Source organism: Ectobacillus soli (genome assembly GCF_042610425.1).
Taxonomy (GTDB): Bacteria; Bacillota; Bacilli; order Bacillales; family Bacillaceae_G; genus Ectobacillus.
In genome coordinates, this window is sequence record NZ_JBGJZM010000002.1 from 24,796 (window position 1) to 46,083 (window position 21,288).

At 36.7% G+C, this 21,288-nt stretch carries 19 protein-coding genes; 3 read left to right on the plus strand and 16 right to left on the minus strand.

What is annotated here, in order from left to right:
- Positions 1–74 precede the first annotated feature (74 nt).
- The 10 genes from ACAN53_RS11970 to ACAN53_RS12015 form a co-directional block, all read right to left on the minus strand.
- Complete coding sequence (locus ACAN53_RS11970) at positions 75–2,771, minus strand: YfhO family protein (RefSeq protein ID WP_379970346.1); 2,697 nt, start codon at positions 2,769–2,771, stop codon at positions 75–77.
- Between the two features lie 174 nt (positions 2,772–2,945).
- Positions 2,946–3,368, minus strand: coding sequence for a GtrA family protein (locus ACAN53_RS11975; RefSeq protein ID WP_379970347.1), 423 nt, complete (start codon positions 3,366–3,368; stop codon positions 2,946–2,948).
- Positions 3,369–3,380: 12 nt separating this feature from the next.
- A complete protein-coding gene (locus ACAN53_RS11980; RefSeq protein WP_379970348.1) occupies positions 3,381–4,382 on the minus strand; it encodes a glycosyltransferase family 2 protein in 1,002 nt (333 codons plus the stop codon).
- 126 nt (positions 4,383–4,508) lie between these two features.
- On the minus strand, positions 4,509–5,399 hold the full coding sequence (gene galU, locus ACAN53_RS11985) for a UTP--glucose-1-phosphate uridylyltransferase GalU (RefSeq protein WP_379970349.1): 891 nt from the start codon (positions 5,397–5,399) through the stop codon (positions 4,509–4,511).
- A 368-nt stretch (positions 5,400–5,767) separates the two neighbouring features.
- On the minus strand, positions 5,768–7,240 hold the full coding sequence (locus tag ACAN53_RS11990) for a leucyl aminopeptidase (RefSeq protein ID WP_379970350.1): 1,473 nt from the start codon (positions 7,238–7,240) through the stop codon (positions 5,768–5,770).
- A 61-nt stretch (positions 7,241–7,301) separates the two neighbouring features.
- Entirely contained in the window at positions 7,302–7,676 is a 375-nt protein-coding gene (locus tag ACAN53_RS11995) for a DUF309 domain-containing protein (protein ID WP_379970351.1), read from the minus strand.
- A gap of 131 nt (positions 7,677–7,807) precedes the next feature.
- Positions 7,808–8,518, minus strand: a complete 711-nt coding sequence (locus tag ACAN53_RS12000; RefSeq protein WP_379970352.1) for a 3D domain-containing protein — start codon at positions 8,516–8,518, stop codon at positions 7,808–7,810.
- A gap of 69 nt (positions 8,519–8,587) precedes the next feature.
- A complete protein-coding gene (locus tag ACAN53_RS12005) occupies positions 8,588–8,905 on the minus strand; it encodes a YuiB family protein (RefSeq protein ID WP_379970353.1) in 318 nt (105 codons plus the stop codon).
- Positions 8,906–8,962: 57 nt separating this feature from the next.
- Positions 8,963–9,457, minus strand: coding sequence for an NUDIX hydrolase (locus tag ACAN53_RS12010; RefSeq protein ID WP_379970354.1), 495 nt, complete (start codon positions 9,455–9,457; stop codon positions 8,963–8,965).
- An 89-nt stretch (positions 9,458–9,546) separates the two neighbouring features.
- Entirely contained in the window at positions 9,547–10,755 is a 1,209-nt protein-coding gene (locus ACAN53_RS12015; RefSeq protein ID WP_379970355.1) for an NAD(P)/FAD-dependent oxidoreductase, read from the minus strand.
- Positions 10,756–11,191: 436 nt separating this feature from the next.
- Here ACAN53_RS12015 and ACAN53_RS12020 point away from each other — a divergent pair, with 436 nt between their 5' ends.
- Positions 11,192–12,178, plus strand: coding sequence for an NAD(P)/FAD-dependent oxidoreductase (locus ACAN53_RS12020; protein WP_379970356.1), 987 nt, complete (start codon positions 11,192–11,194; stop codon positions 12,176–12,178).
- A gap of 207 nt (positions 12,179–12,385) precedes the next feature.
- A complete protein-coding gene (locus ACAN53_RS12025) occupies positions 12,386–13,639 on the plus strand; it encodes an MFS transporter (protein ID WP_379970357.1) in 1,254 nt (417 codons plus the stop codon).
- A 230-nt stretch (positions 13,640–13,869) separates the two neighbouring features.
- Here ACAN53_RS12025 and ACAN53_RS12030 read toward each other — a convergent pair whose 3' ends face one another.
- The 6 genes from ACAN53_RS12030 to ACAN53_RS12055 all read right to left on the minus strand — a co-directional run bounded on the left by ACAN53_RS12030 (position 13,870) and on the right by ACAN53_RS12055 (position 19,958).
- Positions 13,870–14,997, minus strand: a complete 1,128-nt coding sequence (locus ACAN53_RS12030) for a hypothetical protein (RefSeq protein ID WP_379970358.1) — start codon at positions 14,995–14,997, stop codon at positions 13,870–13,872.
- 222 nt (positions 14,998–15,219) lie between these two features.
- Entirely contained in the window at positions 15,220–16,908 is a 1,689-nt protein-coding gene (locus tag ACAN53_RS12035; RefSeq protein ID WP_379970359.1) for a 6-pyruvoyl-tetrahydropterin synthase-related protein, read from the minus strand.
- 34 nt (positions 16,909–16,942) lie between these two features.
- The gene (locus tag ACAN53_RS12040) at positions 16,943–17,734 is read right to left on the minus strand and encodes a substrate-binding periplasmic protein (RefSeq protein WP_379970360.1); all 792 of its coding nucleotides are present in this window, start codon (positions 17,732–17,734) and stop codon (positions 16,943–16,945) included.
- A gap of 538 nt (positions 17,735–18,272) precedes the next feature.
- Positions 18,273–18,626, minus strand: coding sequence for a HesB/IscA family protein (locus ACAN53_RS12045; protein WP_379970361.1), 354 nt, complete (start codon positions 18,624–18,626; stop codon positions 18,273–18,275).
- Between the two features lie 63 nt (positions 18,627–18,689).
- Complete coding sequence (dapF, locus tag ACAN53_RS12050) at positions 18,690–19,544, minus strand: diaminopimelate epimerase (protein WP_379970362.1); 855 nt, start codon at positions 19,542–19,544, stop codon at positions 18,690–18,692.
- 174 nt (positions 19,545–19,718) lie between these two features.
- Complete coding sequence (locus ACAN53_RS12055) at positions 19,719–19,958, minus strand: YuzB family protein (protein ID WP_379970363.1); 240 nt, start codon at positions 19,956–19,958, stop codon at positions 19,719–19,721.
- 260 nt (positions 19,959–20,218) lie between these two features.
- On the opposite strand from ACAN53_RS12055, the gene ACAN53_RS12060 reads away from it, so the two are divergent.
- On the plus strand, positions 20,219–21,286 hold the full coding sequence (locus tag ACAN53_RS12060; protein ID WP_379970364.1) for an NAD(P)/FAD-dependent oxidoreductase: 1,068 nt from the start codon (positions 20,219–20,221) through the stop codon (positions 21,284–21,286).
- The last annotated feature ends 2 nt before the right edge of the window (positions 21,287–21,288 follow it).

Here is a 21,288-nt window from a genome sequence, read left to right on the forward strand (position 1 = left end):
AAAATCCTCTCTAGACTAGGCATCAACAATAGTAAAGATTGCCTACACTAGAGAGGAAAACAGCATACTTCACTCTATAGCGGTTTTCTTCTCCACCATACTGCTCCAGCAGTAAGAAGTAAACTACATAAAGAAATAATAACTCCAATCATAAAACCGGGTGATGTATACTTCAGTTGGATATTGTGTTGTCCTTGCGAGAGCTCGATACCTAGAAATGCATCATTCAATTTCACGGGTTTCTGATTTTTCCCATCAACGGTTACAGTCCAGCCTTTATCGTAAGGAATGGATGTGAACATCATACCTGGTTGATTCACTTGAATCGTACCTACAACAGACCGACTATCATAGCTTGTAACTTGGAAGGATTGATTCTTAATTTGTTGCAAGCGCGTTTGAAACGAATCTACATCAAGTCCATACACAAGGTTTTGTGTTATATCCATTGTACCTCGTTCAATTTGAATTTCTACCTCAACCTTTTCATCCTTGAACAATCCTAAATCTAAAATGCCATTGTTCCAATAATATTGTGGATACTGTGTAAATTTTTCGCCTAATGATTTACCATTCACATATACTTTTGTGAAGTCAAATGGATCGGTTCTCAGCTGCATATAAAGCTGTTGCTGTCCTTTCACATCGTATACATATTTGATACTCGCTGGCTTATATTGCTGTTGTTTTGCCAAATATAGACTTTTCTGATTCGTAACTGGTGCTGGTACTGGCGTTGTCGTTTCATCTTTCTTAACACCAGTAGGAGAATATAGCGTACTTGACTTCGGAAGAACATCTAAATTCGTGTATTGCTCAGATACAGCTGTAAGTGGCTTATAATACGTTTCTTGCTCTGTACCCGTTAAAGGACCGATTAATTTATTTTGATTTTCAAAAGAATTTGCATAATTCACTTTCTGAATCTTAAGCTTATCCTTCCCGGTCGTATCAAAATTCGTGCCGTTCATCATATATCCAAGTGGCAGTGCATTCTTGTTTTCATATACACGATTAGGACCGATTTGATCAATTTGTTCAAAGCCATATTTATTTAGCGGGATATCAGACACCATATATTTCACACCGAAAAGTGAATCTGTTGTTACGATTCCTTTCCCATTTTGCAGAATAAGGGCATCTAGAAATCCATATCCTATATCTTGCATGTATAAGTTTAGATGGCCATTTGCAACAGAGTTAAAATGGGTAATTCCTTTATAATCAAATCTAAGTGAATCATTCCAAGTGCTTCCCTCTGTCGTTTCGACACGGTAAAATCCCGTATCCTTCTTCGCAATTGAAGCAAATGTTTCCTCATAATTCGGATGAACTGTTGCATACGTATCACGCAAAATATAACCGTATTCAAGCCCCATTAGCTTGATGGAATATAATGTACTAATTCCTACATCTAATGAGATGACCGCAATTAATAAATACGAAACGAGGGTTTTCTTATCAGAGCGTAAAGCCTTCCAATATAGAAGTAGTGTATACGCTAGAACAAGAGCTATATTGATTAAAATTTTGTTAGAAGGCATATAGTAGTGTGCAATTTTGGAAATGAATAAAATCATGAATATATTAAAAATCACAATTTTCCGTAGAGCAGGTAGCATCTCTTTATCGAAAATAAGATATACGCGAAATGCCATATACAATATTAAGAAAGAGAATAAAAATGAATAACGAAATGGAAAGTTTGTTGGTGGTTCAAATCCATGCCATGCAATATTTAAAAGAGGGATTTCCATGGAAATTAGCAAAATAAGTGATAATATTCCATAGACAATCTTTTCTTTTCGTGATATTTGTTTTGTAATAAAAAACAATGGAACGAGTAAAATCGTTAATACCCCTGCATATAAGTTTGGCATACCATTTACGGTTGTATCAATAACCCCGCTAAAAAATCTGCTGTACACAGTAAGCAAATCAAAATTGAACTCCGTTGTCCATGGCAATGCTGCACGTTCCGCAAAGTTACTCTTTAAATCCATGTAAGTAGGCAGCGTCACAATAGCAGAGATTCCTGCTGCCAATGCTGTAATCACAATAAATAGCGCTATCTTCTTTAAACCGAACTTTACATCTCGAATGCTATGTACTATTGCAAACCTAGCCACAAAGTATAGGAATGTAAAAATACCAACCATATAGGCTATGTAAAAATTCGAAATAAACATTAGTGCTAAGGTAATCGTTAATAGAAGAAATTGATCTTTACGAATAACCTTCTCTACTCCTAACAAAATAAGGGGAAGGAGATAAATGCCATCTAGCCACATTACACAGAATGAATACACAGTTACAAATGACATAAGCGCATAGAAGGTTGAAAAGAACACAAGTGGCAAATCACGATATTGTGTTACTTTGCTAAGAAAATACGTCATCGTAAATCCAGCTAGTCCTACCTTTAGCAATGTAATTAGAACAAGTGCCTCTGGGATGTGATTACGATCAAAGAGAAGGATAAGCAAAGAGAAAGGGCTCGCTAAATAATAGGCGAATACGCCGAAGAAATTAACTCCCATTCCTGCTTCCCAACTAAAGAAAATACTTTTCCCATTTTTTAATACATCATAAAGATACGTATAAAACTGAACGTACTGTGTATGCATATCTGTAACGAGTATGGACTTCTGTCCGAACGGCGCTATTCCAAGAAGCATGAATAATATTCCATAAATAGCGAACGGTAGCATAAATGCAAATCCATACAATACATATTTGTTCTTTTTAAAGAGTTGCAATAAGTCCTGCATTATACTCCTCCATAGATTAATCTGTAAATTATATTTAATGATAAACCTTGTTTTACAATCGTTTCAAACTTACTAAACGTTGTAACTTCTCTCCATTACTCAATTTTATATGAGGTTAACCATGCAATCGAGATAAAAAACAAAACCAGGCGGTGGGCCCAGCTTGTTCTATAATCAAGATATGTGCGATTTTTTACCTGGTTCTACATTCTTCTTAAAAATCACATACTTACTTGCAAAATAATTAAACACGACAACAATAACATTCGCCACTATTTTAGCAAACAAATCATTGATATGCATGACTCCTACTAACAGAATCATGGAAAAAATGTCGATAAAATAGGATAGCAATCGAAATCCCATAAAATAGAAAAATTCTTTGAAAACTTGTCCTAATGTGCTGTGACTGCTATTAAACACATATTTTTTATTTGTAATATATGCAAATAAAACAGACACAATCCATGCAATTGTAGTAGCTACCTTATAATCAACATGTAGCAAGGTAACAAATAAATAGTACGTAACAATATTAACAAGGGTAGTCAAACCACCGAAAAGCAAGTAGTTGAAAATTTCTTTTTTTCTATTCAACTTTCACCTCTCCTATCTACCGGCTTTTACTTTTTGTTCTTTCACCACATAGGCAGGTTGAGACTCGCCGTTTATATTCGTAGCTTTCTGATCATTATATTCATCGACAAAATAAAGTGGACGATTCTTCGTTTCGTTAAAGATACGTCCTAAGTATTCTCCGATAATTCCTAGTGCAATCAATTGTACACCACCGAAGAACAAGATAACAGCCATCATAGACGGATAGCCTGTTACAGATTCCCCATATGCTAACGTTTTAATAATAATCCAAACCATATATACGAAAGCGAGTAAAGAAGCAGTAAATCCGAAATAAGAAGCGATACGAAGAGGGAATGTTGTGAATGATGTAATTCCTTCAATTGCAAGCTCCATTAGCTTAAAATAGTTCCATTTTGTTTCACCTGCGGCACGAGGGTCACGATCAAACAGAATTTCTTTCTTATTATATCCAATCCAGCTAAACATACCTTTTGTATACCGTTGTGTTTCACGAATTTGCTTAAGCGCTTCTACGCATCTGCGATCAAGCAAACGGAAATCACCTGTATCTTCCTGAATTGGAATACGTGTCGTACGCTTTAATAAGCTATAATACTGAGCTGAAGTCCACTTTTTAGCAAAGGATTCGCCCGCTCTTGTTCTTCGTTTCGCATAAACATCGTCATAGCCTTGTTCCCAATATGTTATCATTTCCGGAATCAATTCAGGTGGATCCTGTAAATCAGCATCGATAATAACAACTGCATCACCAATTGCATGGTCTAGACCTGCCATCATTGCAGTTTCCTTACCAAAGTTACGAGCTAAATCCACATAAGAAATACGCGGATCTTGCGTACGAAATTCTTTAACAATATTTAATGTGTTATCTTTACTTCCATCATTTACAAATAAAATTTCAAAATTATATTGAGGAATTCCATTAATTACTCCTGTAACGCGATTATATAATTGATCTAAAACTTCTTCTTCATTATAGGCTGGAACTAAAATCGTGATGGTTTTCAAAGAAGATGCTCCTTTCCTGTTCTATTCTTCTAAAACAACCATTTCTTTTGATTACGCACAGATGGGACATAGAAAACAGAGCTTTGCAGTTCCTCCGATTTCCTATGCCTACCTCTTTATCGGACATTATCCTTTAATAGATGGAGTTTGCGATTCAACCAAGTCACTCATAATACGCAATAAATCTTCTTTCAGCTCATCATGCTGCAGTGCCATTTCAATTGTTGTTTGAATAAATCCAAGCTTTTCTCCCACGTCAAAGCGTTTTCCTTCAAAGTCATATGCAAATACACGTTGGATTTCATTTAATCGTTGGATTGCATCCGTTAACTGAATTTCACCACCAGCTCCAACTTGTTGCTCTTCAAGGAACATGAAAATTTCTGGATTTAACACATAACGTCCCATGATAGCTAAATTAGAAGGTGCTGTTCCTGGTGCTGGCTTTTCTACAAATTGCTTCACTTGATAGCGACGATTTTCTTTTTCTAGTGGATCAATAATTCCGTAGCGATGAGTATCAGCGTCACTTACTTGTTGAACTCCAATAATAGAAGAAAGCGTTTTGTCATATTCATCAATTAATTGACGTAGACATGGCTTTTCTGCTTGTACAATATCATCACCTAATAAAACTGCGAACGGTTCATTCCCGATGAATTTACGTGCACACCAAACGGCATGACCAAGTCCCTTTGGTTCTTTTTGACGAATGTAATGAATATCAACCATGTTAGAGGAAGCTTGCACTTTTTCTAGCAGTTCAAACTTTTTCTTTTCTAATAAGTTTTGTTCTAATTCAAATGCGTGATCAAAATGGTCTTCGATAGCACGCTTGCCTTTACCAGTAACGATTATAATATCTTCAATACCAGAGGCAATAGCTTCTTCCACAATATATTGAATAGTTGGTTTATCAACGATAGGCAACATTTCTTTAGGCATTGCTTTGGTTGCCGGTAAAAAGCGAGTTCCTAATCCCGCTGCTGGAATAATCGCTTTTTTAACTTTTTTCATGTCTATAACCTCTTTCTCTTCATACAATTTTATCCTTCAATTCATATGTTTTGGAATTCTTTAGCGATAGTTTAAACTATAAGTGAAGGTGATATTCGTTTCGTTACAAACACATACCAGTCTATTATATAACTAATAATCACTAGAATAGTGTTAAAATTTATTAACAATTCCTATTGAAGTATGGACAGCCAAAAACCACTTCCTTCAAATTCTACATGATTGCTTTTTTATCCGTCAAGCTATACTAGAATTTTACTGACAAATTCCATTGTAATTTCTCACATTTCATTATAAAAATACAGTACTTCTAGTAACATATGTAAATAAAAATAGATGTCCTTATTAATCAGGACATCTATTTCATCTTAAAATCGTTCGATTAGTGTGGCAAGCGTTCGTACCATAACACCTGTGGCCCCTACCGGACCTAGTTCATGACTGCTTTTTGTCTCCGATGTACCGGCGATATCTAGATGAACCCAAGGTGTATCCCCGGCAAATTCACCTATAAATGTTCCCGCCATGATTGCATGACCGTCACGACCAGGGGAGTTATTTAAATCTGCAAATTGACTATTGCGCACTCGCATCTTATCACGCTCGTATATTGGTAATCGCCAAATGGGTTCATCCGTTTCAATGGATGCTTCTACAACTTGTTCATAAAAGGCTGGATCGTTTGTCATGGCCCCAGTTGTATCGTTACCAAGTGCTACAATAATTCCGCCTGTTAACGTAGCAACATCAACAAGATGTGTAGCTCCTAGCTTTTTCGCATACGTAATACCGTCCGCTAATGCCAATCTACCTTCTGCATCCGTATTTAATACTTCAATCGTCTTCCCGCTCATGGATGTAATAACATCATCCGGCTTAAACGCATCTGCACTAATCATATTATCTGTGGATGGAATAACGGCTACTACATTTTTTTCTGGGCGAAGCTCTCCGATAATTTCCATCGCGCCTAAAACTGCAGCAGCTCCTCCCATATCGCCTTTCATACCAATCATGCTCGCGCGTGGCTTTAATGAATACCCTCCTGTATCATAGGTAATTCCTTTTCCAACAAGACCGATAACATCCGTCCATTCTTCTTTTCCTTTATAAAGCAAGGCAATCATTTTAGGTGGATTTACGGAACCGCGATTTACAGCTAGCAACGCACCCATTCCTAGTTCTTCCATTTCCTCTTTATCCAAAACTTTGTAGTCCATGTCATATTTTTCAGCTAAGGATACAGCATAGTTTGCCAATTCTTCTGCTGTTAACATGTTAGGCGGCATATTTACAAGCGTACGCGCTGCATTTGTTGCATGCCCATGAATATAGCCAACCGATAAAGCTGCTTCTACTTCTTGCAGATCATAGTTTGTTATTACTGCAATTTTTTGCGACGTTTTTTTCGTTTTCTTTCCCGTTTTATAAGTTTGTAGCTCGTATGTTCCTAAACAAAATGTTTCTGCAATCATATGAGCAACATCGAGCTCTTGTATATCACCGCACACGAATGAATCTAATAAAATAGCGGCATTCGTTGCATTGCTGTTCTTTAGTGTTTTAAACAGTTTTCCGAGCGCCTCTCGCAACATCGACGTGCTATACTCATTCTTTTTCCCAAGCCCAACAAAATAGTAACGTTTCATAGAATTATTTGTCAGTGTATGTATAGTAGAAATTTTCTTTTTTGCAGGCGATATATCTCCTGCATCTATGAACGTTGTTACATTTCCGCCTAGCTCTGCACTAATTTCTTTCGCATATTTAGTTTGTTCTTCTTCAAATAATGCAACCACAACCGCATCATGACTGCTAAGTTTTTCTTGTACTTGAAACATGTCATGCACCTCCCATTATGATTTACATTATAGTACTCTTCTTCTCACAATGCGATGTTTCTTACTCCATATATAAAACAAGTTCAGGTAACAACGGGAGGTCCTTACTTTCTTCAAAAGGGACACGGTCTAGGTCACGCGGAATGATTTGTAAACATTGTTCTACAAATTGAAGGACAAATTCAACATTCAAGGACCAATATGTTGGCCTATATGGCTGTAAGTATCGTTTTGCCGCCCCCATCATGGCTCTGGCACCTTTCACATTTCCATATCCATAATGATATAGTGCCACTGACATTTGTAGCAGTCCCTTTAAAAAGAAATTATCCATTTCAGTCAGCCACATTTCCTCAAGTAAATCATGACATGTATAATAATCGCCTTCATTAAATTTTATAAAAAACTCATAATACTCAAGCGGGTAGTCCTTCATTTTATCCCTCAATTCCCCTTACATCTACCCTTAGTATAACAAAAAGAGTAGATAACCTCTAAAATCATGTCTCTAACAATGAATACAAAAGAGACCATCCTCTTTCATGATAGTCTCGCTATTTCTAAAACCTACTGTTTCTTTTTATATTGTTGACGAAACACCTGCATCGCTTCATCCTCATTTAGTTGCTTTAACTCCGCTTCTGACAGCTTTCCTGAACCTTTTTTCACAAGATATACAGTTAGTTTTTTCTTTCCCCACTGTTTATACACATCTTGAACCGTATCGTAATATAAATCTAACTCCTTTCCTTTAATTGCGCCCCCTTTATCAGCTACTACGCCATATCCGTACCCTGGAATGAACAAGACAGACCCAATCGGAAATATATGTAGATCCGCTGCTATCGTAGAATATAAGTCACGTTTAACTTTCACGCCAGAGTAGGTTATCCCATATTGAGGATGTGCAGGATGTTTTCCTGTTGACTCTACCCCAGCCGTATAACCCGTAGCTGTAACTTCAACCGAATCATACCGGGACCAATCGACTGACTGCTCAAGAGTTTTTGTTTCTGCTTTTGTTTCTGCTTTTGTTTCTGTTTTTGTTACTGTTTTTGTTACTGTTTCCGTTTGTTTTTCTGTATTTAAATTGCCCAATGTTCGAACATTCTCTGTTTTCTTGAAGCCGGTTATCATTTCTATTATTGTTAAATGTGAAATCGCTTGAAAGGTAACTAATAAAGCCATGCAAAATAAACACGCCATAAAAAGGCGAATCGTAACTATTCGTATCGTCATGTTTATTCTCAACACTCCTTCATCTGTAGTGTTGACCAAGACGATTTTCTTTTATACACCAAAAAAGAAAAAAAGTGAATGGCGCTTATTTCACCATTCACAAAAAAGCTAAAACATGCGATATCCACTATTTCGAAGCGTTTTCATAACAAATCCTGAAGCGATAGCTCCTATAAATCCTGATGGTAATATAAATAAATCTGCCTGTCCCAGAGAAGAAACACGCGTGAGAAAAGAGGAAAAGGATAGGAAAGGATCTTGAAAGTATTTCAGTATATCTATTCTATTAATAATTAGTACGCAGACTACTGGATACAAGATAGTCATCACCCATGTTTGACGCAATATCATGTTTAACAAAAAACCAATTCCAAAAAATAGAACGAAAAAAAGTAACATAGAAATGAGTAGCATTGGAATGCTCATTGTACGTTCTCCTTCCGGCTTCCATTTCCTTAATTTTACAGATGTGAACAATAAAAATCAATCCTTGTTTTCTGAAAGAAATACACGATACGCTGTGTAACCAAAGTGATCTCCCGGATTCACCTCATCATTCATCTGAAAAATAGAGCTTGGCATCGTTTCTAACAAATGCCGAACTAGTACAGAAGTAACCTCATCTTGTAAAATGACATCCCGGGATAAAAATGCAGCATCTGATAATTCTTTTTCTTGTATAGTTATCGCCTGATTCTCCGGTTTAAGTAAAAAAATAACCATATTATCACTAATTTCGCCCTCAAGAACACCAGAGCGTATACCTAAGACACCGCGAATAGAAGTACTAATTCCCGTTTCTTCTAATATTTCTCTTTTAACTGCCTCATCAATCGTTTCCCCTTCTTTCACAAATCCTGCCGGAAACGACCATTTGCCTTTTAATCCGCCATACGTTTTCTTTACTACTAGCCATCTTCCATCATTCGTTTGAACTAGACCACTTACCGCTAACCAAACATTGCCTCGTTTATTCAAACAAAAAACCCCTTTTATAGAATAGAGAAAAAAGAGCAAGGTAACCTAAGGCTACTTTGCTCTTTTTCTCTATTTACTATATTTATATTTTACAAAAAGTTTAATTTACCTTTTTTCAACACAAGCATCGGTCCGCCAAGAATAAATAAGTACCGGTTGTCAATTACCTTCTTCATAAATGCAGCTTTCCATCCTGTTACTTTCTTACCGAATACAACGCCGATTCCGTTGTCGTCTCCTAAAGAACATACTGTACCTTTATTATCATACACAAATTTTTGCATTTCTCCTTTGCCGCGAACAAGTACAGCAATGTTTCCTGCAACATTTTGACCTTCTTGAATAGCAATTTGCGCTGTTGGAGGGAAAGGACGATTGATTTCTTCATTAATAATTAAGGCCGCATCCCCTACCATAAATACATCGTCATGGCCAGGAGCTCTCATAAATTCATCCACCTTGACACGGCCGCGCATTGCTTCAAAACCAGATTCCTCTACAAGCGAATTCCCGCGAACACCAGCAGCCCAAACTACAGTTTCAGCTTTAATTTTTTCTGTTGTATCGCCTTTAGCAACAACAATTCCATCTACAGTAGCTTCTTTAATAGCTGTGCCAATCTTGAATTCCACACCTTTATCTTCTAAATGTTTCATAGCGTAGCTTACAAGTTCAGGATCAAAGCCTGGAAGTGCTGTAGGAGCCGCTTCTACACAAATTATGCGCACTTTTTCACGAGGAAGGTCATATTCGTTTATAAGTTCAGGAATACGATTTGCAAGTTCTCCAACAAACTCAATACCTGTAAATCCTGCTCCACCTACTACGATTGTTAATAATTCATCGCGTTTTTCAGCAGCGTACTTCGAGAAAGAGTATTCAATATGTTCACGAATATGAAGAGCCGCATTAATGTTGCCGATTGAAAATGCATGTTCTTTCAAGCCTTTAATACCAAATGTTTCAGACTCAAAACCTAATCCAATAACAAGATAGTCATATTCAAGTTCGCCATTTTTTAGTTCTATACGTTTTGTTTCAGCGTTAATATTCACCACTGTATCTTGTACAAAATGAACCTTGCTTGTGTCGATTACATCTTTAATATTGATACAAGTCTTATCTTGATGTAATGTACCTGCTGCATTTTCATGCAACCAAGTTGTTTGATAATGATAGCTGTTATTATTTACAAGTGTAATGTCAGCTTCATTAACTGATAATTCCTTTTGTAAATTTACAGTAGTAATCATACCGCCGTACCCTGCACCCAAAACAACGATTTTTGGTTTATTCACCCTTAATCACAACCCTTTTCCGTAGTAGTAAATATAACAAATGCAAAACCTTTTGTAGATATTTTGTACGCTTATATACCAGCACGACAAAAAAATGTCAAAAATCCGTTAGAAATTTGTCGTAATTATTCCCTATATCACTACATAATAGTAGCCTTTTTTTCGCTATTTTTCAAGAAACTTCGCAGATAGAACAGTCAAAATTCGATACGAGAAGGTTATACCTGTAAACTTTATTTGTTAATAAAATGTATACAAAATGGACAACTTATGTGGACTACTCCATAATGTTTATTAAGGTTTTTTTTGATGAATTATGGTATCATTTTTTTGTAAACTTATACAAGATGAGTAAAAAATCCAGTTCAAACAAGACAAACGGATTCGTCTAGTATGGATTACGTTTATTGATATTATTTATTGGGGGGGAAATGTTTTGGTAGATCAAAAAATATATGATATTACAATTATTGGTGGAGGTCCGATTGGATTATTCACTGCGTTTTATGGTGGAATGCGACAATTAAGTGTAAAGATTATCGAAAGTTTACCGCAGCTTGGCGGACAACTTTCCGCATTATATCCTGAAAAATACATTTATGATGTGGCAGGATTCCCAAAAATTCGTGCTGGCGAGCTCGTCACTAACTTAAAGGAACAAATGAGTAAATTCGAACCAACTATTTGCCTAGAAGAATCAGTACAAACGCTAGACAAGCAAGAAGATGGCACCATCAAGCTTGTTACAAATGTAGGGACACACTATTCTAAAGCTGTTATCATTACTGCCGGCAATGGAGCATTTCAACCAAGACGATTAGAATTAGATAATGCCATTTCATTTGAAAAGAAAAACCTTCATTATTTTGTAGATGATATGAATAAATTCGCAGGTAAACGAGTTGTTGTATTCGGAGGAGGAGATTCAGCTGTTGACTGGACTCTTATGCTTGAACCAATCGCAGAACAAGTAACTCTTATTCATCGCCGTGATAAATTCCGTGCACATGAACATAGTGTTGAAACATTAATGAATTCTCGCGCGGATGTGAAAACGCCGTACATACCGATGGAATTAGTTGGAAATGAAGCCGTTACACAGGTGGTCATTCAAGATGCGAAAACAGAAGAGAAAGTAACCATCGATGTGGATGATGTAATTGTAAACTTCGGCTTTGTTTCTTCACTTGGTCCTATAAAGGATTGGGGACTTACCATTGAAAAAAATTGCATCGTCGTAAACTCAAAAATGGAAACGAATATTCCAGGTGTGTATGCTGCTGGTGATATTTGTACTTATGACGGAAAAGTGAAATTAATTGCTGCGGGATTTGGTGAAGCACCTACCGCAATCAGCAGTATTAAATCCTATATCGATCCAACTGCCAAAGTACAGCATCTTCATAGTTCTAGCCTGTTTTAATCAACAATGCAATTGTACGAAAGAGATAAGATACATTCGTTTAAATTATTTCATTCTAAGCAATAATGAGAAGATAGAAAAGAGGCAGCATATGCTGGCTCTTTTCTCATACAATGAAAAACAATGTACAATTACCTAATTTTTGTCTACAATAAGTATTGATATGGATTTCGCGTTGTATAAATATCTTATAGGAAAGGAAACGATATGGAAGAATTGGAACGTAATAATCCCTTATCTGTTTCAAAACTGAACGCATCGCTGTTTCGAAATACGAATTTCCTATATTTATGGGCAGCCACTTTATTCTCAAGCTTTGCGCTTGCGTTTTTTACCTTCTCACAAACTTGGTATATTGTGAAAAAGCTTGACTTAGAAGCTTCACTTGGTCTCGTGCTCGTTGCTTCCAGTGTTCCTCGTCTCGTGTTCATGATTATTGGAGGAGCGACTGCAGATAAATTTCCCAAAAAGAACATCATGTTCTATTCCAATGTTATACGTGCCTGCCTAGTAGCAGGACTTCTTTTATGGCTTGCATTGGATGGAGTTACTTTATATACTTTTGCTTTATTTGCCTTATTCTTTGGCTTAGCTGATGCCTTCTTTTGGTCCGCTGATGGCTCCATCTTACCGGAAATCGTGGCGAAATTCAGACTAACACAGGCAAATTCGATTACACAGATGACAAATCAATCCTCACTCATCCTTGGACCAATGCTAGCAGGATTTTTAATTAAGGTGAGTAGCTATACGACCGTATTTACGATTACAATTTGTATGCTACTATTTGCTGGAATACTCGTTCGTAAAATTCAGATGCCAGTAGTGAATGTGAATGATAAACCCGCTGACAATATGCTGACCTCCATAAAGGAAGGAATTTTCTACGTTAAGAAGTCTGCTTTTCTATCAACGCTATTGATTTGTAGCGCCTTTTTAAACTTCTTTCTAATCGGCCCGATGCAAATTGGTTTTCCGATTTTTGTCAAAAATGTGTTGCAAGGGGACTCTCTCCTCTATAGCTATTTAGAAGGTTCGGTAGGCGGAGGTATGGCACTGGGAGCGATTGTTATTGCCATCCTTAATATAAAACGTCACCGCGGCTGGTTTTGTATTAGTATGATCTTCATCTCAGGTATTTCGTTCTTAGTATTAACGGAAAGCACTACTGTATGGCATGCTCTGCTTGCGGGCAGTATATTTGGTGCTACGCTTGCGATGGGGGCAATTCCACTTATGGCTGTCATACAATCGAGTGTACAAGAAGAAATGATGGGGCGAGTCATGAGCCTCATGATGCTCTCTTCCATGGGACTTATTCCTGTCTCTTATACGATTACCTCCCTTCTAATTACAACGCATCTTTCCATTGCGACCATTATGAAAGGCGGAGCACTTTTTGTTATTTTATTTATCATTTTCGTAGCATTACGTGTACCAACTGTACGAAAATTTGATTAAAACAAGGCTCTGTTAAATTTGCTTACCCGATTTCCACTCCAAACAATTTCATAAATGACTTGTTTGAGATTTAAAATGATCAATCCGGTTTTGGATTGATCATTTTAAATCATGTAGCAAACAAAGTACGGTGTTTGGTAAAGAAAAATTGTCTCAAGTTTTTATGCCCACTTTATTGGAAAAAATCCACAGACCCCTTTCCATTAGACCATTATTTAAGGATTTTTTTCCTATAAAAACCATGCATGATGCGTAAACGTCCATGCTCCCATAAACGAAAGTGCAGCGAAAATAAACAAGATAAGCCATTGAAATGGCTTTGATAAGGACGTTGCCATTATGCCATATATAGGAAAAATCACACTTAAATAGCGCATTGTACTAAAAAGAGGAGCATCCTCCGTTCCAAAGCAAAGCGTCATTAAAACATTTCCCACGGTAAAGACAATAACCGCTATGCGCTCCCACTCAATGGTTGCCCTTTGTTTCCACACGCTCACTAGTCCCCAATACGAGAAAAGGAAGGTGACAATCCATAATGCCTGTCTCGACTCCCTAAAATCCGTCCAAAGATTCCGATGAAAGGCATCTATAAACTGTGTCCATGGCAATGTCCAATAATGATGCCAGTTCTCCTTTTGTGTAGAGGAAAACATAAAAGGATCACCAAATATAAAATAAAGCAAGACCATGTATGCTCCTATACCAACGAAACAACTTAATCCCCAAAACAGCGCTTGCTTTACCCCGTTCCACTGCCTTTTTACTGCTGAATAGACAAAGAGCACAAATGGAAATATGCCAAAGAGCAATGCAGTCCCTCGAGTTGTTGTGACCATCGCTGCAAATAATCCTGCATAACCCCATTTATTCTTTGTTGCCATATGCAGAGATGCTAGCGAAAAGAGAACCGTCCATACTTCCGTATAGATTGTCGCAAAATAAATAGATGCTGGATTAAGTGCGTATAGCAACAGCCCCATCGTAATTTGCCAATCATTCATTTTCATACGTTTGAAAAACTCCTGTAATAAATACAAGCTAGCCGCAAAACCAACTGCAGTAATCCCAAACATAACAGCCTCATTATGTACAAGCTGAAATAGAAATGGGACAAATGGAAAATAAGCTGCGGCAATCGTATTCTCGTACCCGAAGCTAGCAATATGTATATACCACAAGCTATCCCATTGAATCCAGCTGTGTGCACTCTCATTAAAAGCCATACCTACATGGGAGGTATCCTTATAATAGGGTATGATTGTTCCAAGTAATAAAACTAAATAATGAAAGAGGAACGGTACTAGCAATGATTGACCATTGCGAGTGAAACGATTCCTCGCTTTTTCTCTTATCATTTAAGCCTTCACTCCTTGTAATTACAACGTTCTTTTCCATTATACAAAAAGAATAGATGTTTTTTGGAAACAAAGTGTATTCTATACAAAATTGTCGTACAAAAAAACCAGAATCTAGATCCTGGTTTTATCCATATTTTATGATGGACTTCTATTAAATCACTTAGAAATATACGCAAAGGTAATGAGATAAACTTACAAAGGCTGTCTCCTTTCAAAAGGTTATTCATTTGGTGATTTTTCAGTACGTACTTTCTTTCTTCTTACAATTGCCTCATATACTAGGACGATACCAAATGCAAGGAAAAAGACACCAGACAGAATTTTACTTAACTTTTGTATAGTCGTACCTGCATAATAGAAATTTACCGTACCTGTCCCCTTCGGTAATTCCAATGTAGCTAAATTGGTAACCCCTGCATATACGGGAGTATTCATAGATGTTCCATTTTCCTTAATTTGTGCTTGGTATCCTTTGTAATAAATGATTGGCATCGCAATTTCGCCTTCATTTGTATTATTATAATCAAAGCTAATATGACTTCCATTTTTCTTAAAGTTACTATAATGAACATTTTCATTTACATACAGCGGTCCACTATCCGGAGTGATATCACTTAGTCTTACCCCTGTTGGTAAATATTCCTTCCCTATTCCGATATTGGCTGTATTTTCTAAAATAGTCTCTGCGCTCGGTTCCCGAACTTCAAAACTTGTTTGATAGAGTAAGCTTACATTAGTAATAATAACAGAGCCAAAGAATACAACAAACACGAGCCACTTCTTATCATATCGCTTCAACATTTCACCAAGATAAAATGCGGAACCGACGGCAAGGAGGAATGTAACAAATACCATATATCTCCACGGAAATTGTACTGCATTAAGAGGAGTATTTCTAAATAACATCCAAGGAAACAATTTAGTACAAACAATCAACGTCAGAAACCCGCTAATGGTGAAATAATCACCTGGAACAATTTTCTTTTCAAAAATAAGAAGACGTATAATTGGGGCAAGTAACACAAGAATACCTATATTCATAACCCCACTACGAGCATCTTCATTATTAATGGAATGAATGATCGTATCTCCCAAATTCACCCCAGTATCCGGCACATTAAACACAGGAGCCCATTGTGAGATTAACGGCTGTGCCTGCATTTGTTCGTATAACGGTAATGTCATGAATATGGTAAGACCTACTACGAAAATAGCAGCAATCCCAATCCAAACCACGATGATTGGATTTTTCTTCCACGAATGAAAACTTACAATAAATAAAACGAACAAAACCGTACTGGCCATTAAAGTAGAAACAATATGAGAAAGAACAAGGGCACACATTCCAACTACTAACCAATACCAAACATTCTTCTGTCGATATACCATCATATAAAAAGAGGAAAGAACAACCGGCACAAATGCGAACGCAATTGTTTCTCCTAAAGCAGCTCTGTTAAAGGTATCAATAAAGTGATAGGACGACAGCGTATACAGAATGCTAGCAAATAAGCTAATCATACGTGATTGTGTAATACCTTTTGCAGAAAGATAGGCAAAAACAAAGGTCAAGAATGTAATCACAAGCAGCAGGAATTTATAAGCCTGCACAGCATTATCCTTTACAAATATTTGATAGAAGGAAGCAATATATAAGAACGTATTCGAATAAAAGGTATCAACAGCATAGCCAAATCCATCTAAATACCGCATATTTATATAGGGGTACCAATTACCGCTCTTTATGCTATCTGTTAGGCCTTGAATTCGTAGCATATGAAATCCTTGGTCAGCTCCAACAGGAATCCCCCGATCGAACAGCAGACTATTACTAAAAATTGATAGAATGAAAAAAACAAAAAGTATTGCGATATTCCATAACCAAAAACTCTTTATATTGAGCTTCATTTAGCGTAACTCCTTTTTCATCATGTATTCCGTTTTAATTAACGCTCACTTGCCCAGTAAACCACTTATCCGTAAGCCTTTTTATTGTACCATCGTTCTCCATCTCATTTAATTTCTCATTTACCTTAGTAACAAGGTCAGTATTCCCTTTTCGAAACATCATACCAATTTGCTGTTTTTCTGGAAATGTATATGATATTTTCAAATCGTTAATTTGTTTATCCGCTATGTACCGTTGCACGACATCCTTGTCAAAGATCATATATTTTGATTTTCCATTTTCCAGATCAATCATTCCGCTTTCAAATGTTTCTCCCTGCATAACATACATTTTATAGTTACGTGCAAGAGAAGCATAATACGAGGTGATAGGTAATGTAATGCTTGCTCCCTTAAGATTATTTAAATTAAGTGGTTTTTTTTGTTCACTTTTTTCAACAATCACCGTATTTGTTTCCTGATAGGGCTTAGAGAAATCATACATTTTTTGTCGCTCTTTTACGATTTCCATGTGACTGGTCGCTACATCATAGCGCTTAGAGCTTAACCCTGCAAATAAAGAATCCCCATTTGAAAAATAATACTTCGTTTTCACACCTAGGCGTTTTGCCACCTCTTCTATAACATCAATATCGAAACCAGATAAGTTTCCATTCTTATCGAGGGAAGCATACAGGGGAACCGTGGGATTAATTCCAATCTTCAATTGCTTCGACTCATTCATTTGTACTAGCGGTGTTTTGCCGTTACTCAACTTATCTTGGCCACAACCAGTCGTTACTAGCATGATTGCTAGCATTAATAGGAAATAACTCATTTTTTTCATGCTATTTAACTCCAATCGTATAATCGTAGTGCTGTTTAAATTGTCATTCCATTTTTTTCAAAACCTATCCTAACTGCAAACATATTCCAATCTAATGTTTTATAATGTTATAGTAGTGCAAGTTTGATGCCACCCATATTATTGTACATTCAAAGAAAAACTGTAACATGAGTTGCTCTTCTATTTTAACCCAATTTCAAGAGGAAATGAGAAGAGAATCCTATTTCATTTATCCTTTTTTTCTTCCTCATCTGCAACATATATGTATTTTAATTGAATACAAGTAAAAATCGTTCCATTTTATCTCAAAAGTACAACTTTTCATAGGAACCAAGCTTTCTTTACTAAAAGTCAAAACGGTTCTTTTAGTAGGAAATAGCATGCGTATCCCTGTGCTGACCAATTGCTATAAAAATTACTCATACTCCAGGAAAGCATTATTTTCACCAGTCCAAGGATCATTTATAAAACAAAAAGAAAGCCTAGGCTATAAGCTTAGGCTTCATCTATTATAACGATAACGTACTTTTCTTTTTACCTAGCACTGCTCTGGAGTACCAGCGTTTGCTGCAGTTCGGAAGGATGACCCACATCCACATGTGGCAATCGCATTTGGATTATCAATCGTAAATCCGCCGCCTAGCATCGATTCCTTATAATCAATCGATACTCCCTTTAAAATCGGCATATCCTTTTTATCAATGATAAATTTCACGCCGAAAAATTCGAACTGCTGATCAGTTTCTTTAATCTCATTATCAAAACCAAGTCCATAAGAAAGACCACTACATCCCCCGCCCTGAACAGCGAGACGAACATATTGATTATCCTCTCCGCTTTGTTTAATCATATCTTGTATATGAAATGCTGCTTGTTCCGTAACTATAATCATACGTAACACCTTCCTTTCCATTTCATTATACTCGCGATCGGCATTTGTTCACAAATCCAAAGCCTAGTAATAATATACGCCTTCACAAATGGTAACAGCAGGGCCTTTCATGAGTACATTGCCCGTTTCAGTCCAGGTAATTTGTAGATCCCCGCCTGCTAGATGAACCGTAATTTCAGTATTTCTTTCCATTTCCTCATGTAAAATAGCTGCTACTACTGCGGCACAAGCCCCTGTTCCACATGCTTGTGTAACACCTGAACCTCTTTCCCATACTTGAAAATTCATTTCTGATTTATTGAGGAGTTCTATAAACTCTACGTTTACTCCTTCCGGAAACATCGAATGTTTTTCTAATACAGGACCTAATGTAGTAAGAGGCGCTTGCTTCATTTCATCTACCATAATAACTGCATGGGGATTCCCCATAGAAACACCTGTAATATCATATTGTTTTCCTTCAAATACATAAGGCTCTGTAATAAATGGATTTTCTTCTTCCCCTAACATCGGCAATTCCTTGCGTTTGAGACGAGGCTTTCCCATATCCACTGTTACGCTTGTGACCTTCCCATTCTCTACATATACATGTGCTTGTACCGGTCCAGATACTGTATCAATAAGAAATATTGGATCATCTACTAGCTTATGTTCATATGCATACTTTGCAACGCAGCGAAGACCATTCCCACAACTTTTTGCTTCTGAGCCGTCTTTATTAAAAATTCTCATCTTCACAGGTGCCTTATCAGATGGACAGACAAGAATCATCCCGTCGGACCCGATTCCTGTGTAAATATTGGATACATTACGAGCAATATCTGGGAAATGCGTTTCATCGAGATTTTCTTCAAACATATTTACATAAATATAATTGTTACCAAGACCATGCATTTTTGTAAATGCAAATTGCTTCATTATTCTCCACTCCAAACAAAATTAGATTGCCCTAAGTATAAATTGTGAAGATGTTGAACACAATAAGAACATCCCCTAATTTTCATATTATCGAAGATTAACTCACCTAGCAAATAAGACCGTTATGTAAAACTCATAGGATACAGAGTTTTGTATAACGGTCTTATTTCATATTTAGAATATCTCATTTTGTTCTAAATAATCGTATATATTTTTTATGAGATCATCATTAGTTGTTCCTACTACCACCTCACCATTTACAAGTGCGTATGGTCCTTCATAGCAATTTCCACAATGACCTAAACAGCCATATTCAATAATGTCTAAATTCGAATCCTTTTCCAAAACAGCACGGGCTTTTTGGGAACCATTTGCTAAATTGCTCACACAAAATTCAATTAAGGGCTTAATCACCGCTATTTCACCTCACTATTATTGCTAATGTAAAGGTTTTTAAAAAACACGTCAAGCAATTACTACTATTTATAACTTATAAAAAGGATTAGATACTAATTGTTATTTACGCAAGTATTCGTTATAATTTTGATAAGTAATGTTCAAAAAAAATTAACAATATAAAGTGAACCTTTCTTAAATGAGGCTCACTACCTATTAATCTAAGACTAGATTTTCGGTTTAAGGGATCATTCTAAATTGCAAAGGGGAAATCCATCATGAAGCACCTCGTTATTCTCGGTGGCGGATACGGTGGAATGAGAATCTTACAACGTCTTCTTCCAAATAATCTTCCAGGCGATGTCCAAATTACTCTTGTAGACAAAGTGCCATATCACAGTTTTAAAACAGAATTCTACGCATTAGTTGCAGGAACAATTTGTGAGACGAATATTCGCATTCCATTTCCAGAGCATCCGCGTCTTACCGTAAAATACGGTACAGTCGTAAATGTTAATCTTGATCGTAAAGAAGTAGAATTAAAAGATGATGAAACAATACGTTACGATGATTTAATTATCGGCCTCGGCTGCATAGATAAGTACCATAACGTTCCAGGAGCAAAAGAATACACTTGCAGCATTCAATCCATGGAAAAGGCAAGACATACGTACCAATTGTTAAATAGTCTTCCTGCGAGTGCAACTGTTACCATTGTAGGAGCTGGACTAAGCGGCGTTGAAGTAGCAAGTGAGCTACGCGAAAGCAGATCAGATTTACGAATCATTTTATTTGACAGAGGAGATCGCATTTTACCTGCGTTCCCAGAAAAGCTCAGTCATTATGTGGAAGATTGGTTTATTTCGAATAATGTGGAGATAGTTCGCAACTCTAATATTACGAAAGTAGAACCTAACACCATATACAATCATGATGAGCCTCTTTCTTGTGATGCAATAGTATGGACAGCTGGTATTCAGGCAAATGAAGTTGTACAACAGCTTCCAGTTGAAAAAGATAATAGTGGACGTTTAGTTATAACAAAATATCACAATATTCCTGACAATGAGAACGTATACGCCCTTGGCGACTGCGCTAGCCTTCCTCATGCACCATCTGCACAATTAGCGGAAGGACAAGCTGAACAAATTGTATCCGTATTATTAAAACGCTGGAACGGGGAAGCACTTCCAGAAGAATTACCTGTTATTAAGCTAAAAGGAATACTCGGTGCACTTGGTAAGAAACATGGCTTTGGACTATTAGCAAATCAACCTCTTATGGGTCGTGTACCACGTTTGTTGAAATCCGGAATATTATGGATGTATAAATACCATAACGGATAATA

Excerpts from the sequence above, each read along its gene's own strand:
- ACAN53_RS11970 (WP_379970346.1), bottom strand. The coding sequence starts at position 2,771 with ATGCAGGACTTATTGCAACTCTTTAAAAAGAACAAATATGTATTGTAT.
- galU (WP_379970349.1), bottom strand. The coding sequence starts at position 5,399 with ATGAAAAAAGTTAAAAAAGCGATTATTCCAGCAGCGGGATTAGGAACT.
- ACAN53_RS11990 (WP_379970350.1), bottom strand. The coding sequence starts at position 7,240 with ATGTTTCAAGTACAAGAAAAACTTAGCAGTCATGATGCGGTTGTGGTT.
- ACAN53_RS11995 (WP_379970351.1), bottom strand. The coding sequence starts at position 7,676 with ATGAAGGACTACCCGCTTGAGTATTATGAGTTTTTTATAAAATTTAAT.
- ACAN53_RS12005 (WP_379970353.1), bottom strand. The coding sequence starts at position 8,905 with ATGAGCATTCCAATGCTACTCATTTCTATGTTACTTTTTTTCGTTCTA.
- ACAN53_RS12025 (WP_379970357.1), top strand. The coding sequence starts at position 12,386 with ATGGAAGAATTGGAACGTAATAATCCCTTATCTGTTTCAAAACTGAAC.
- ACAN53_RS12030 (WP_379970358.1), bottom strand. The coding sequence starts at position 14,997 with ATGATAAGAGAAAAAGCGAGGAATCGTTTCACTCGCAATGGTCAATCA.
- ACAN53_RS12035 (WP_379970359.1), bottom strand. The coding sequence starts at position 16,908 with ATGAAGCTCAATATAAAGAGTTTTTGGTTATGGAATATCGCAATACTT.
- ACAN53_RS12040 (WP_379970360.1), bottom strand. The coding sequence starts at position 17,734 with ATGAAAAAAATGAGTTATTTCCTATTAATGCTAGCAATCATGCTAGTA.
- ACAN53_RS12045 (WP_379970361.1), bottom strand. The coding sequence starts at position 18,626 with ATGATTATAGTTACGGAACAAGCAGCATTTCATATACAAGATATGATT.
- dapF (WP_379970362.1), bottom strand. The coding sequence starts at position 19,544 with ATGAAGCAATTTGCATTTACAAAAATGCATGGTCTTGGTAACAATTAT.
- ACAN53_RS12060 (WP_379970364.1), top strand. The coding sequence starts at position 20,219 with ATGAAGCACCTCGTTATTCTCGGTGGCGGATACGGTGGAATGAGAATC.